The following is a 14246-nucleotide window of genomic DNA, read 5'->3' on the forward strand; positions in this document are numbered from 1 at the left end:
CGGACCCCGTACGGGACGTCATTATGTCGCTCGCCTCCACTCCTGAGATCATCGCTGAACTGAAAGCCGGCCGGATGGTGATCCTCGTCGACGAAGAAGACCGCGAAAATGAAGGCGATCTCGTCATCGCCGCCGAATTCGTCACGCCCGAAGCCATCAACTTCATGGCGAAGCACGGCCGCGGCCTCATCTGTCTCACGCTCACGCAGGAGCGCTGCCGGCAACTGAACCTGCCGCTCATGACGCACCGCAACGGCACGCAGTACGGCACGGCGTTCACGGTCAGCATCGAAGCCGCCGAAGGCGTGACGACCGGCATTTCCGCGTCGGACCGCGCGAAAACGATCGCCACGGCGGTCGCGCACGACGCGCGCGCCGAGCACATCGTCCAGCCGGGCCACGTGTTTCCGATCATGGCGCAGCCGGGCGGCGTGCTCGTGCGCGCGGGCCACACCGAAGCCGGCTGCGACCTGACCGCGCTCGCGGGCCTCACGCCGGCGGCGGTCATCTGCGAGATCATCAAGGACGACGGCGAAATGGCGCGTCTGCCGGATCTCATCGAATTCGCGGAGCAGCACGGCATCAAGATCGGCACGATCGCCGATCTGATCCATTACCGCAGCCGCACCGAGTCGATCATCGAGAAAGTCTGCGAGCGCACGATGCAGACCGCGCACGGCCCGTTCCGCGCGGTGCTGTATCGCGACGAACCGACGCATTCGCCGCACATCGCGCTCGTACGCGGCACGCCGCATCCCGACCGCGCGACGCCGGTGCGCGTGCACGAACCGCTCTCGGTGCTCGATCTCCTCGAAATCGATTCCTCGACGCACTCGTGGACCATCGACGCCGCGATGAAGGAAATCGCCGCGCGCGATCTCGGCGCGATCGTCATGCTCAATTGCGGCGACACGAAGGAGCATCTCGTCGACGTGTTCCGCGCCTTCGACCAGAAGGACAAGGCGGCCGAACTGAAGCGCCGCCCGATCGACTTCAAGACTTACGGCATCGGCGCGCAGATTCTGCGCGATATCGGCGTCGGCAAGATGGAAGTGCTCGCGACGCCGCGCAAGCTCGGCAGCATGTCGGGCTACGGGCTCGAAGTGACGGGCTTCGTGCCGATGCCCGGCTGCCCCGCCACCGCCGCGCCCGCCGATCCGGCCATCGCGCAATTGCGCTCGGCCTGACACCTCTTTCAACCAAATAGCTAAAACCAACGGACCTCATTCATGGAAATCGGACAATACCAGCCGAACCTCGACGGCGACGGACTGCGCATCGGCATCGTGCAGTCGCGTTTCAACGAACCGGTGTGCAACGGCCTCGCCGATGCGTGCATCGAGGAACTGGAACGCCTCGGCGTGATCGGCCAGGACGTGCTGCTCGTCACCGTGCCGGGCGCGCTCGAAATTCCGCTTGCGCTGCAAAAGCTCGCGGAATCCGGCCAGTTCGACGCGCTGATCGCGCTCGGCGCCGTCGTGCGCGGCGAGACGTACCACTTCGAACTCGTGTCGAACGAGAGCGGCGCGGGCATTTCGCGCATCGCGCTCGATTTCGGCATTCCGGTCGCGAACGCCGTGCTCACGACCGAAAACGACGAGCAGGCCGTCGCCCGCATGACCGAAAAGGGCCGCGACGCCGCGCGCGTGGCGGTCGAAATGGCGAATCTGTCCGTCGCGCTCGAACAGCTCGACGGCGATGACGAAGACGAAGACGACGAAGAAGACGAGGACCGCGCATGAAGAGCGCTCGACGCCGTTCGCGCGAACTCGCGACGCAAGGGCTTTATCAGTGGTTGCTGTCGGGTGCGCCCGCCGGCGAAATCGACGCGCAACTGCGCAACGCGCAAGGCTTCGACAAGGCCGATCAGGCGCATCTCGATGCGATCCTGCACGGCGTCATCAAGGAATCCGACGCGCTGTCCGAGCAGTTGCAGCCGTGTCTCGACCGCCCGATCGAGCAGTTGTCACCGGTCGAGCGCGCGGTGCTGCTGGTGGCCGCGTTCGAGTTCAAGCATCACATCGACGTGCCGTATCGCGTCGTCATCAACGAGGCGGTCGAACTGACCAAGACCTTCGGCGGATCGGACGGCTACAAGTACGTGAACGGCGTGCTCGACAAGCTCGCCGTGGCGATGCGTCCCACCGAAGCGCAGGCGCGCGGACGCGGAGCGTAAATGAACGAGGGCGCGGAACCGCTCGTGCGGCTGGCGTCGCGTGTCGATGCGATCGAGCCGTTCTACGTGATGGAACTGATGAAAGAGGCGCAGGCGCTCGAACGCGCGGGCCGCGACGTCATCCACATGAGCATCGGCGAGCCGGACTTCACCGCGCCCGAGCCCGTTATTCACGCCGCCGCCGACGCCTTGAAGCGCGGCGTCACGCAATACACCAACGCGCTCGGCATCCACGCACTGCGCGAGGCGATCGCGCGGCATTATCGCGACACGTTCGGCCTGGTTATCGATCCGGAGCGCATCGTCGTGACGGCGGGCGCGTCGGCGGCGCTCTTGCTCGCGTGCATGGCGCTCGTCGATCACGGCGACGAAGTGCTCATGCCCGATCCGTGCTATCCGTGCAACCGTCACTTCGTGTCGGCGGCGGACGGCAAGCCGGTGCTCATCGCGAGCGGTCCGGCCGAGCGCTTCCAGTTGACGGCCGGGCACGTCGATGAAAACTGGGGACCGGCCACGCGCGGCGTGCTGCTCGCGTCGCCGTCGAATCCGACCGGTACGTCGATCGAGCCGGACGAACTCCGGCGCATCGTCGAGACGGTGCGTGCGCGCGGCGGCTTCACGATCGTCGACGAGATCTATCAGGGTTTGAGCTACGACGCGAAGCCCGTGTCCGCCCTCTCCTTCGGCGACGATGTCGTCACGGTGAACAGCTTTTCCAAGTATTTCAACATGACCGGATGGCGGCTCGGCTGGCTCGTCGTGCCGCACGCGATGGTGAGCGCGGTCGAAAAGCTGTCGCAGAATCTGTTCATCTGCGCGTCGGCGCTCGCGCAGCACGCGGCGCTCGCGTGCTTCGAGCCGCAGACGCTCGCGATCTACGAAGCGCGCCGCCTCGAATTCAAGCGGCGGCGCGATTACATCGTGCCGGCGCTGCGCTCGCTCGGCTTCGGCGTGCCGGTGGTGCCCGACGGCGCGTTCTACGTCTACGCCGATACGACGACGGTTCATCACCCCGCCGCCGGCAACAGCGACGCGCTCACGCACTCGATGCTCCACGACGCGGGCGTCGTGCTCGTGCCGGGCGTGGATTTCGGATTTCATGCGCCGCAGCGTTACATCCGTCTCTCGTACGCGACGGCTTACTCGAAGCTGGAGGAAGCGGTCGAGCGGCTGGGCACGCTATTCCGCCGATAAAACCGCATCGCAGGAACGAAAAAAGGGCACCGCGAAGGTGCCCTTTTTCTTTGTGTCCGACGAATCTTCAAGCGCCCATTTCCGCCGATGCGACGTGCTTCGCTTCTCCGTCGCCCTCGTCCTGCGAAACCGACTTCTTGGAATCGATGGTCACATGAACGCGCTTGTCTGCCGCCGTCGAAGCCAGCACCTGCTTCGGCGCGGCCTGAACCGGCGCCTGCGGCGCGTTGATCGGCACGTTGCGGCCGCGCGCGACATCGCGCAGACGCGTACGCTCGGCCAGCACCTTCGCGCCGTAACCGCCGTCGTCCTGCGTGGTCGAGCCGACGTAGTAGCGCAGACCGCCCGCCACCGAACCGCCGCGCGCGATGCAATCCTTCAGCACGAGCGCGCCGACCTTGATGTTCGCGAGCGGATCGAGCGCCGCGTGCGAGCCGCCGAAGTATTCGAACTTGTCGGAATGAACCTTCGACATGACCTGCATCAGGCCCTGCGCGCCGACGCCGCTTTCGGCGTACGGATTGAAGCCCGATTCGATCGCCATGACGGAAAGCAAGAGAAGCGGATCGAGACCGACTTCGCGGCCGGTGTCGAACGCGGCGCGCACGAGATCGGCGACCGGCTCTTCCGCCACGCGATAACGCCGCGCGATGAAGTTCGAGACGAGCTTCTGCTCGCGCGTCGAGACGAGCACGCGGTCGTCGCGCGCATCGGCGACGACGCGCTGGGCGGGAATCATGCTCGCCAGCATGGCGACGGACGGCATCGTGCGCGGATCGAGTCCGTTGGGCGACACGGCGAGACTGATGCCGCCGGTAAGCTGACGCGTGCTCGCGTCGTCGCTGGCGGCGGCGCCGAGCGACGGTCCCGCTGCGGCCGCCTTGGGATTGTCCGACGGCGCCGTGTTCGCGGCGACATTCACGGGCAGCGAGGCTTCGCCGGGCGCGGGATGGACCGCCGAGAACGGCGGCAGCGGCTGGCCCGCGAGCAGGCGCGCCGGTCCCGCCTGCACGGCGGCCGACACGAAAGGCATGATCTTTGCGGCAAAGTTCGTGCGCCACGAAGGCAGCAACCACAGTGCGAGCGCGCTGACGACGGCGGCACAACCGACCATCGCGAAGACATGGTGACTCAAACGGCGTCCGCGACGTAGCGCGATGCGCACGATCTGCGCGGCGCGGGTGTCGGAACCCCACCAAACCGAAGTGTTCATCGATACTCCCAATGTTGCATGATTTGCGCAGATGAATACGAATAAATCGCGTATTCGGAGCGCAAATCAGACACCGCTCGCTCTCGGCAAGCATCAGCGGCATCGGGGATACGGCATGCGCCGTCTGGAAAGCCGATCCGGCGAAAAAACCGCCGGGTTGCGCGGCACGAACTTCGTGCCCTCAATGCGCACGTGGCTTTCCACGCGAAAAACCGGCGCGAGAAACGCCGGCGATGACAACCAAACACCATGAATCGCCGGGCAGGAGCGGCGCAGGCGACGCATGTTGCGTCAAAACAGACCTGAGGCGAAGGTAAAAAGTTTCAAAACCTGCAAGAGATGCCAAGCGATTCTATCAGGGTTTAATTATCCGTCAATGCTAAAGACTTGTGTTTCAATTACTTACAGTTATATTGAACAGCGTTCAGCGCTCAAAAACCACGTCTCGCGGGCGATTCCAAGCGGATTTCGCTCAATGTCGCCCAACGCACGGACGCCGTCGCAGGTAAAATCGACAATCGCCTAGCGCGCAGCCGTCCCGCCCGTCGAGCCTCGTGTTCCGGCGCCTTCGAGTCCAAATTCGACCATCGATGAAATACAAAGATCTGCGCGATTTCACCGCTCGCCTCGAGGCGCTCGGCGAACTGCGCCGCATTCGGCAGCCCGTTTCCCCCATTCTCGAAATCACCGAAGTCTCGGATCGCGTGTTGCGCGCGGGCGGGCCGGCGCTGCTGTTCGAAGCGCCCACCGGCCACACGATGCCCGTGCTCGCCAACCTGTTCGGCACGACGCGGCGCGTCGCGCTCGGCATGGGTATCGAAACGGAAGCGCCGAGCGGCGGCGACGTCAGCCTCGGCAGCGATGTCGCCGCGCTCAGTTCACTGCGCGATGTCGGCAGGCTGCTTTCCGCGCTGAAAGAACCCGAGCCGCCGAAGGGCCTGAAGGACGCGGGCAAGCTGCTCTCGCTCGCGAAGGCCGTGTGGGACATGGCGCCGAAGTCGGTCAGCGCGCCGCCTTGCCAGGAAGTGGTGTGGGAAGGCAATGACGTCGATCTCAACCGGCTGCCGATCCAGACCTGCTGGCCCGGCGACGCCGGACCGCTCGTCACCTGGGGCCTCACCGTCACGCGCGGGCCGAACAAGCCGCGCCAGAATCTCGGCATCTATCGGCAGCAGCTCATCGGGCGCAACAAGCTCATCATGCGCTGGCTCGCGCATCGCGGCGGCGCGCTCGACTTCCGCGAGTTCGCACTCGCGAATCCCGGCAAGCCGTATCCGGTCGCGGTCGTGCTCGGCGCCGATCCCGCGACGATCCTCGGTGCCGTCACGCCCGTCCCCGATTCGTTGTCCGAATATCAGTTCGCGGGCCTGTTGCGCGGTTCGCGCACCGAACTGGCGAAATGCCTGACGCCGGGCGTCGATACGCTTCAGGTGCCCGCGCGCGCCGAGATCGTGCTCGAAGGCTTCATTTATCCGCAGGACGGCACGCCGCCGCCCGCGCCCGAAGGCGCGCCGCCGCGTCCGTCGGCGTCCGCCGCCGCGAAATACGAGCACGCGCTCGAAGGGCCGTACGGCGATCACACCGGCTATTACAACGAGCAGGAGTGGTTTCCGGTCTTCACGGTCGAGAAGATCACGATGCGCCGCGACGCCCTCTTCCATTCCACCTACACCGGCAAGCCGCCCGACGAGCCCGCGGTGCTCGGCGTCGCGCTGAACGAAGTGTTCGTGCCGCTGCTGCAGAAACAGTTCACCGAAATCACCGACTTCTATCTCCCGCCCGAAGGCTGCAGCTATCGCATGGCGATCGTGCAGATGAAGAAGAGCTATCCGGGCCACGCGAAGCGCGTGATGTTCGGCGTGTGGAGCTTCCTGCGGCAGTTCATGTATACGAAGTTCATCGTCGTGGTGGATGAAGACGTGAACGTGCGCGACTGGAAGGAAGTCATCTGGGCGATCACGACGCGGGTCGATCCGGCGCGCGACACCGTGATGGTCGACAACACGCCGATCGACTATCTCGACTTCGCGTCGCCGGTCGCGGGCCTCGGCTCGAAGATGGGACTCGATGCGACCAACAAATGGCCCGGCGAGACGAATCGCGAATGGGGCCGCCCGATCGTGATGGACGAAGCGGTCAAGCGTCGCGTCGATGCTTTGTGGACTGAAATCGGACTGGATAAACCATGATCGCGGCCACGCTTTATCGAGGCGATGTCATCGAGAACACGCACGCGGCGCACGTCGCCGTCGTCGATGCAAACGGACGCCTCGTGCATTCGTTTGGCGATCCGTATCGCCTGACGCTGCCGCGCTCGGCGGCGAAGCCCGCGCAGGCGCTCGCGGTCATCGAAACGGGCGCGCTCGAACGCTTTGGCTTCACCGACGAAGACCTCGCGCTGATGTGCGGATCGCATAGCAGCGAGCCGCGTCATATCGAGCGCGCGCTCGCGATGCTCGGCAAGTCGAACGCGAGCGAAAGCGATCTGCGCTGCGGCGGCCATGCGCCGATCTCGGACGCGGTGTACAAGGACTGGATCAGGCGCGACTTCACGCCGACCGCCGCGTGCAGCAACTGCTCCGGCAAGCACGCCGGCATGCTTGCGGGCGCGCGGGCGATGAACGCGCCGCTCGCCGATTACCACTTGCCCGCTCATCCGCTCCAGGCGCACGTGAAGCGCACGGTCGCGCGCGCAGTCGATCTCGCCGACGACGATGTGCAATGGGCCATCGACGGTTGCAATCTGCCGACGCCCGCCTTCCCGCTCGACCGTCTCGCGCGGCTCTATATGAAGATCGCCGCCGCGCCTGAAGGCTCGCCGCTCGCGCGCATTTATCGCGCGATGACGTCGTATCCGGAACTCGTCGCGGGCGAAGGACGCTTCTGCACGCTGCTGATGCAGGCGTTCGGCGGCGCGCTCGTCGGCAAGACGGGCGCGGATGCGAGCTATGCGATCGGCGTGCGCGGCGAACGAGGCGCGATCGGCATCGCGGTGAAGGTCGAGGACGGCAACACGTCGGTGCTCAACGCGGTCGTCGTCCATGTGCTCGATACGCTCGGCATCGGCACGCAGGCGCAGCGCGACGCGCTCGCCACATTCCGCAATCCGCCGACACGCAACACGATGAACGTGCCGACCGGCCGTCTCGACGTGCGCTTCACACTTCACAACCATCAATAACAACATGCACTCGTGGTCGTTGCTGTCGGACGGTTTTTTTCTGTCGCTGTCGCTGTGTCTGGATATCGGGATCGCCAACGTCGCGATCATTTCGCTCGCGCTGTCGCACGGCTTCAAACCGGGGCTCGTCCTCGGCCTCGGGACGTGTTTCGGCGATCTGGTCTATGCGATGCTCGCGCTCGCGGGCATGTCGGCGCTGCTGCAGTTTTCCGCGGTGCGCTGGGTCGTGTGGATCGGCGGCGCGATCGTGCTGCTCTTTCTGACGTGGAAGATGGCACGTGAAGCGCTCAATCCCGCGTCCGCGCCGCCCGTCGAAGGCGAAGCGGATCTCGGCGCGCCGCGCCCCGGCCACTTGAAAAGCTTCCTGCGCGGATGCCTGCTCGCGGTATCGTCGCCGAGCGCGATTCTGTGGTTCGCGGCGGTCGGCGGCGCGCTCATCGCGAAATCGGGCGCGTCGAGTCCCGTTTCCGCGTCGGTGTTTCTGATCGGCTTCTTCTGCGGCGGGCTCGGCTGGACGATCTTCATCTGCACGCTCGCGAGCCACGGCAGAAAGCGCGCCGGCACCCAGCTCCTGCGCGCGTGCCACGTCATGTCCGCCGTGCTGTTCGCCTACTTCGCGTACAGCGTGATCGTGAACGGCTACCGCGATCTGATCGTCAACGCGACATCATGACGATGCGAGATCACGCGACGAACTGAGCCAGCTTCGCGAGATCGACGTTGCCGCCCGACACGATCACGCCGACGCGCTTGCCTTCGACCGGCACCACTTTCTGCAGCACGGCCGCCGCCGCGAGACAGCCGGTCGGCTCGACGACCATCTTCATGCGCTGCGCGAAGAAGCGCAGCGTCTCGATCAACTGCGCGTCGCTGACGGTGACGATCTGGTCCACGTGACGCTGGATGATCGGAAAGTTGTATTCGCCGACGTGCGTGGACGCCGCGCCATCGGCGATCGTGCGCGGCACCTCGATACGCACGATCTCGCCGCGCGCGAGCGATTGCTGCGCGTCGTTGCCCGCTTCCGGCTCGACGCCGATCACCTTGCAGTCCGGCGACAGCGCGGCCGCCGCGAGCGCGCAGCCGCCGATGAGTCCGCCGCCGCCGAGACACACGAACAGGTAATCGAGCGGACCGGTTTCCTCGATCAGTTCCTTCGCCGACGTGCCCTGCCCGGCGATCACATGCGGATGATCGTACGGCGGAATCAGCGTCATGCCGCGTTCCTCGGCGAGCTTCCGGCCGATTTCCTCGCGATTCTGCGTGTAGCGGTCATAGGTGATCACTTCGCCGCCATAGCCGCGCGTCGCTTCCATCTTCGCGGCGGGCGCGTCCTCGGGCATCACGATCGTCGCGCGGATGCCGGCGAGCTTCGCCGACAGCGCGATGGCCTGCGCATGATTGCCCGACGAGTACGTGATCACGCCGGCGGCGCGTTGACGGTCGTCGAAATGAGAGAGCGCGTTGTACGCGCCGCGGAACTTGAACGCGCCCATGCGCTGGAAGTTTTCGCACTTGAAAAAGAGCGACGCGCCCGCGATGGCGTCGGCGGTGCGGGAAGTCAGGACGGGCGTGCGATGGGCAATGCCTTCGATGCGCCGGGCGGCATCGGCGACGTCATCGAAAGTCGGGGCGGGAAGAGAGGACATTGGCATGAGCGTGCGAGATGACGAGGTTCATCATTCTCCCAGTTCCGCCGGCGGAATTCAAAAGGCGTCCTCCAAACGAAGAAGGCGATGCAAACCTGCATCGCCTTCTTTCCATGCCACTCGATCCGGTCGATCAGTAGCGCCAGCCCGGACCGTGACGGTAGTACCCGTGATGCCGGTAATACGGACGGCCGTAGTAGCCGTATCCACGGTAACCGCCGTAACCGCCGTAACCGCCTACGACCACGGCAGGCGGCCCGTACACGACGGGCGGCGGCGGAGCCACGTACACAGGCTGCGGCGGAGCCACATAAACGGGCGCGGGCGGCGCGGCATAGACCGGATACGCCGGCACGCCGATACCCACGCCGACAGAAACGTGCGCCTGCGCGGCACCGACAAAGCCGACGCCAAGCGCACCGGCAACCAACAAACCACCGAGCTTTTTCACTTTCGTTCTCCTCGCCGCTTCGCGTGTTGGCCGTTCCCCACGGCTCACGAGCGACGGTATGAACTTAATTTATCGAAAAACACGGTCGGTCGCAGGGGCCATTTGTTGCAAATTGCAAGTTCCTTAACGCCGGCGCGGAATTGAAAGCCGGTCGTCGCCTGTGAGCGTGCCCGGATCGACCGATCGACGGACCTCTGCGATCCGCGCACGTCGCAATGGGTTTAGCGTTCCAAAAACCAGGTAACGTATATTTACAAATGAACGAAAAAACCCCGCCGGACAATGCATCCGGCGGGGCTCTTAATGTATTGCGCGAGATTCTTAAAAGCGTTTCAACCCACTTTCACATAAGCGAATTCACGCGTCACGTTCGGCGGAACATAGGCCGCGCCGATCACCACCCGAGGCGTCAGGCGCTTTTTCTGGTCCCACCAGCGACGCCGCTGGGCCTGGCTCAAGAATCGCAGATGCTTTCGATAAGAGAAAATACTCATGGCGACCTCCGAACGTAGCGAATGAAACCCGAAGGGAGCGCGACCGGCCGTGGGCCGCGTGCCGTCTCCCGCTGAATCCGTGTTCTGTTTAGTATTAACGCGCTTGTTCGTTCCTCGATGTTCGCAAAGAAACCAAGATATATATGTCGATGTGTGTTTAACCACATACAGCAGAAAACATGCCCTTCGGCCGGAAAATAGCTGCCGACAAGAAACAATCGGATGCCGCGCGACAATTTCCTCTTTCGCTTTCCGTATTTATATCCTGCCAGTTTTGCGTGAAATACGCCTTTTCGAGATCGTCTCAAATTGGCAACACTAGGGTTTTCAGATGCACGCGTTCGTCATCAAAGCGCCCTCGTCATGACTTTCACTTGCCTTTCATGCGTTTGTCCGGAGAATCGCTCGCGGCACGTGCGACAACGCCCCCAAGCAGCCTCAAAGCCATGTTATGGTGACGTCCGGCACCCATCAGGCAACCATCGAGGCGCCTGCTGGGCGGGGAATTCGAGACGCCGCATGCAGTGAATCGCGAAGCTTCATCGAAGGTCACGGGTGCAATCGCGCGGATCGCGCACGATGCGCCTCGCGCCGCGTTGGCTTCGGCACGATACTCAAGTCCAGAGAACGAACAATGATCAAGGTCAGCATTCACGATCCGCGCCGCGCAGGCGGCCGCCCCTCCCGGACCACCATCGGGCGCATCTTCGCCCGCTAGCGCGTCCGCCTTCTCCACCTTTTCGTCAATAAGACCCGGCGCACGTCGCGACACTGCGCACGCATCCTAGAGGACCCGAGATGTTCGGCGATATCGCCCGTTTTCTGCTCAACACCCTGTTCACCCTGTTCGGCGCGGCGCTGCTGCTGCGCGCATGGATACAGGTCGTGCGCATGCCGCCCTACAACCCGGTTTCGAACGCCGTCATGCAGGCGACCAACTGGCTCGTCCTGCCGCTGCGCAAGATCCTGCCTGGCGGCAAGATCGACTGGGCGAGCATCGTCGCGGCGTTCATCGCGTCGGCTGTGTATGTCACGCTGATGGTCGTGCTCGCCGGCGTCGATCCGACGCTCATGGTGCCCATCCTTCTGCTCGTCGCGCTGTTGACCGTCGTCAAGTGGGCGCTGAACCTCATCATCTGGGTGACGATCCTGATGGCGCTGCTGTCATGGCTCAATCCGCAATCGCCGGCAATGCCGCTGCTCTATCAGATCACCGCGCCGTTCCTTGATCCGCTGCGGCGCATTCTGCCGCGGCTCGGCGGCATCGACCTCTCGCCGATCCTGCTGTTCGTGATCGTGCAGGTGCTGTTGATGGTCGTGACGCGCGTCGCCGTATCCATGACGCTGTTCGGGATCTGAACGCCGTGCGCAATTGCGCCTCGTGACGCGTTGCGCTTACAATAGCCGGCTCATGCGGGCGTCGTATAATGGCTATTACCGTAGCTTCCCAAGCTACTGACGTGGGTTCGATTCCCATCGCCCGCTCCAGCATTCCAGCGAAAGCCGCCCCAAGTCACGTCTGGGCGGCTTTTTAGTTTCCCGCATCTGTTTTCAGCATCGCCTCATGAACCACGATCCCCAGGACGACGGCCGCGACCAGCCCGACGTCAACGAAGATGCCACGCCGCGCCATCGCCGTATCCGCAGTTTCGTCACGCGCGCGGGCCGTGTGTCGCCGGGCCAGCAGCGCGCGATCGACGATCTCGGTCCGCGCTACGTCGTGCCCTACGCGCCGCAGCCCGGCGACTGGAACGCGCTCTTCGGCCGGCAGGCGCCGCGCGTGCTGGAGATCGGCTTCGGCATGGGCGCGACCACGGCGGAGATCGCGGCCGCGCGTCCCGGCGATGATTTCATCGGCGTGGAAGTGCACGAGCCGGGCGTCGGCGCGCTTTTGAAGCTGATCGGCGAACAAGGGCTCGGCAACATCCGCATTCTTCAGCACGACGCCGTGGAAGTGCTCGAACACATGATCGCGCCCGGCAGTCTCGACGGCGTGCACATCTACTTTCCCGATCCGTGGCACAAGGCGCGTCATCACAAGCGCCGCCTGATCCAGCCGAAGTTCGTCGCGCTGCTCGTGTCGCGCATGAAGCCGGGCGGCTATATGCACCTCGCGACCGACTGGCAGAACTATGCGGAACAGATGCTCGAAGTGCTGTCCGCCGAACCGGCGCTGGAAAACACCGCGGACGGCTATGCGCCGCGCCCCGATTTCCGTCCGGTCACGAAGTTCGAGCGACGCGGCCTGCGGCTCGGACACGGCGTGTGGGACCTGATGTTCCGCCGCCGCTGAACGCCGCTGAAACGCCGCGCAGATACGACAACGCCACGGCAAGCCGTGGCGTTTTGCATCGTGCGCGGCAAAAGCGCGATCAGTCCGCCCAGCTCAGCCCGCCGCTGTATCCGACGATCAGGATCAGCAAGCCGAAGCCGATGCGATACCACGCAAACGCCGTGAAATCGTGCGATGCGACGTAGCGCAAAAGCCAGCGCACGCAGACGAAGGCGCTGACGAACGCCGCGACCAGTCCGATCGCGAAGAGCCCGAAGTCGTCGGCGGTCAGCGTGCGCCAGTACTTCGCCATTTCGTAGAGCGTCGCGCCGAAGATGATCGGAATCGCGAGGAAAAACGAAAACTCCGTGGCGACGCGCCGTTCGAGTCCGAACAGCATCCCGCCGATGATCGTCGCGCCGGAACGCGAAGTGCCGGGAATCAGCGCGAAGCATTGCGCGAGACCGACCTTGAAGGCATCGGAGTAGGAAAGATCATCGACGGAATGCACGTGCGGCGTGACGGCGCGTTCGCGCTGGCGCGACTCCGCCCACAGAATCACGATGCCGCCGACGATCAGCGCCACCGACACCGGCACCGGCGAGAACAGCACCGACTTGATGCCCTTCTCGAAAAGCAGCCCCAGAACGATGGCCGGAATGGTCGCGATGATCACGTTCAGCGTGAAACGCCGCGCGTCGGCGCGAACGGGCAGGCCCGCGACCACGGAACCGATCTTCGCGCGATATTCCCAGCAGATCGCGAGAATGGCGCCGAACTGGATGACGACGTCGAAGGTTTTCGATTGCGCGTCGGTGAAATTCAGCAAACTGCCCGCCACGATCAAGTGCCCCGTGCTCGAAACCGGCAGAAATTCCGTCAAGCCCTCCACGACGCCCAGAACGAGCGCCTTCAACATCAATATCCAGTCCATGCGTCAGCCTTTGTTCGCCGTTATCGCCGTAGCTTGTGGAGCACATTGCGCAGAGATTTCGACTTACTTCTCAACGATCTGCACACGTATGCCGTTTGTAAGGACTGTGATTGTACCGGGTTCGTAAGACACGCCCGCGAACTGGAGTTCCTCGGGCTTGAAGGTGTGAATCGGGTAGCGGTCGAGCAGTTGCGCCGCGAGTTGCGCGCCGACCGACGCAATCTGCTGGTTGTACTGCGCGGCGTCGCCACTGAACTGCGCACCGTCGACGGATGGCGAGACGAGAATGACGGAACGGCTCGCCGCGTCGTAGCCGAGTTGCGTCGAGAGCGTGAACACGCCGGTCACGGGATTGGGCATGAACGGCGTGGACAGGCGCGCATCGACGCGCACCGTCACGCGGTTGCGATCCGGCGCCATGCCGACGACCGGATTGCTCAGGACGACGTCGAATATTTGCGAAGCCGTGCGTTGCAGCGGAAACTTGCGCGCGACTGCGTCCTGAACCTGCTGCGTCGAAAATGTGTAGTGGTCCGGAATGAAGGGGAATATCGAGTTCGACGCGGATTGCGCCGTCGAAGTGAATGCGAGTGCGGACAGGGACAACAGTCCCGCCAGCACGAACCGGCGCCGCAGCGGCGCGACGGGTTCCGTCATGCGTGATCCTCCAGAACTTTTTTCA

Annotated in this window: 15 protein-coding genes and 1 tRNA gene; 10 read left to right on the plus strand and 6 right to left on the minus strand. The window is 64.1% G+C overall.

Features of this window, described 5'->3' with window-relative positions; all coding sequences use genetic code 11:
- Window positions 1-23: 23 nt before the first annotated feature.
- The 4 genes from ribBA to NOV72_RS16365 are packed head-to-tail and all read left to right on the plus strand — an operon-like array spanning window position 24 to window position 3370.
- The gene (ribBA, locus tag NOV72_RS16350; protein ID WP_106855641.1) at window positions 24-1187 is read left to right on the plus strand and encodes a bifunctional 3,4-dihydroxy-2-butanone-4-phosphate synthase/GTP cyclohydrolase II; all 1164 of its coding nucleotides are present in this window, start codon (window positions 24-26) and stop codon (window positions 1185-1187) included.
- Between the two features lie 42 nt (window positions 1188-1229).
- Window positions 1230-1742 (plus strand): 6,7-dimethyl-8-ribityllumazine synthase, encoded by a 513-nt coding sequence (ribH, locus tag NOV72_RS16355; protein ID WP_106855642.1) that lies wholly within the window; start codon window positions 1230-1232, stop codon window positions 1740-1742.
- Entirely contained in the window at window positions 1739-2176 is a 438-nt protein-coding gene (nusB, locus tag NOV72_RS16360; RefSeq protein WP_106855643.1) for a transcription antitermination factor NusB, read from the plus strand. The genes ribH and nusB overlap by 4 nt, the downstream gene beginning before the upstream one ends.
- Window positions 2177-3370, plus strand: a complete 1194-nt coding sequence (locus NOV72_RS16365) for a pyridoxal phosphate-dependent aminotransferase (RefSeq protein ID WP_106855644.1) — start codon at window positions 2177-2179, stop codon at window positions 3368-3370.
- Window positions 3371-3437: 67 nt separating this feature from the next.
- Here NOV72_RS16365 and NOV72_RS16370 read toward each other — a convergent pair whose 3' ends face one another.
- Complete coding sequence (locus NOV72_RS16370; RefSeq protein ID WP_106855645.1) at window positions 3438-4583, minus strand: lytic transglycosylase domain-containing protein; 1146 nt, start codon at window positions 4581-4583, stop codon at window positions 3438-3440.
- A 590-nt stretch (window positions 4584-5173) separates the two neighbouring features.
- On the opposite strand from NOV72_RS16370, the gene NOV72_RS16375 reads away from it, so the two are divergent.
- From NOV72_RS16375 to NOV72_RS16385, 3 genes are read left to right on the plus strand one after another with little or no spacing between them, the layout of a single operon-like run.
- Window positions 5174-6772: a UbiD family decarboxylase gene (locus NOV72_RS16375; protein ID WP_106855646.1), complete on the plus strand. Its 1599-nt coding sequence runs from the start codon at window positions 5174-5176 to the stop codon at window positions 6770-6772.
- Window positions 6769-7764 (plus strand): asparaginase, encoded by a 996-nt coding sequence (locus NOV72_RS16380; protein WP_106855647.1) that lies wholly within the window; start codon window positions 6769-6771, stop codon window positions 7762-7764. The genes NOV72_RS16375 and NOV72_RS16380 overlap by 4 nt, the downstream gene beginning before the upstream one ends.
- A 4-nt stretch (window positions 7765-7768) precedes the next feature.
- Window positions 7769-8437, plus strand: coding sequence for a LysE family translocator (locus NOV72_RS16385; protein WP_106855648.1), 669 nt, complete (start codon window positions 7769-7771; stop codon window positions 8435-8437).
- A gap of 10 nt (window positions 8438-8447) precedes the next feature.
- On the opposite strand, the gene NOV72_RS16390 is transcribed toward NOV72_RS16385, so the two are convergent.
- The 3 genes from NOV72_RS16390 to NOV72_RS32320 form a co-directional block, all read right to left on the minus strand.
- On the minus strand, window positions 8448-9413 hold the full coding sequence (locus NOV72_RS16390; protein ID WP_106855649.1) for a threo-3-hydroxy-L-aspartate ammonia-lyase: 966 nt from the start codon (window positions 9411-9413) through the stop codon (window positions 8448-8450).
- 133 nt (window positions 9414-9546) lie between these two features.
- Window positions 9547-9864 carry a hypothetical protein gene (locus tag NOV72_RS16395; protein ID WP_106855650.1) on the minus strand — a complete coding sequence of 106 codons (318 nt, stop codon included), beginning with the start codon at window positions 9862-9864 and terminating at the stop codon, window positions 9547-9549.
- 332 nt (window positions 9865-10196) lie between these two features.
- The gene (locus NOV72_RS32320; protein ID WP_167354150.1) at window positions 10197-10358 is read right to left on the minus strand and encodes a hypothetical protein; all 162 of its coding nucleotides are present in this window, start codon (window positions 10356-10358) and stop codon (window positions 10197-10199) included.
- Window positions 10359-11156: 798 nt separating this feature from the next.
- Between NOV72_RS32320 and NOV72_RS16400 the strand changes: the two genes are divergently transcribed.
- From NOV72_RS16400 to trmB, 3 genes are all read left to right on the plus strand, one after another.
- Window positions 11157-11717 (plus strand): YggT family protein, encoded by a 561-nt coding sequence (locus NOV72_RS16400; RefSeq protein ID WP_061135634.1) that lies wholly within the window; start codon window positions 11157-11159, stop codon window positions 11715-11717.
- 54 nt (window positions 11718-11771) lie between these two features.
- Window positions 11772-11846, plus strand: a tRNA-Gly gene (locus tag NOV72_RS16405).
- A gap of 76 nt (window positions 11847-11922) precedes the next feature.
- Complete coding sequence (gene trmB / locus NOV72_RS16410; protein ID WP_106855651.1) at window positions 11923-12651, plus strand: tRNA (guanosine(46)-N7)-methyltransferase TrmB; 729 nt, start codon at window positions 11923-11925, stop codon at window positions 12649-12651.
- A 79-nt stretch (window positions 12652-12730) separates the two neighbouring features.
- Here the strand turns inward: trmB and NOV72_RS16415 are convergent, their stop codons facing one another.
- Window positions 12731-13564, minus strand: a complete 834-nt coding sequence (locus NOV72_RS16415) for an undecaprenyl-diphosphate phosphatase (RefSeq protein WP_106855652.1) — start codon at window positions 13562-13564, stop codon at window positions 12731-12733.
- 63 nt (window positions 13565-13627) lie between these two features.
- A complete protein-coding gene (locus NOV72_RS16420; protein WP_106855653.1) occupies window positions 13628-14221 on the minus strand; it encodes a DUF1439 domain-containing protein in 594 nt (197 codons plus the stop codon).
- Window positions 14222-14246: the final 25 nt, after the last annotated feature.

The sequence above is a fragment of the Caballeronia novacaledonica genome (genome assembly GCF_900258035.1).
In the GTDB taxonomy this organism is placed as follows: Bacteria; Pseudomonadota; Gammaproteobacteria; order Burkholderiales; family Burkholderiaceae; genus Caballeronia; species Caballeronia novacaledonica.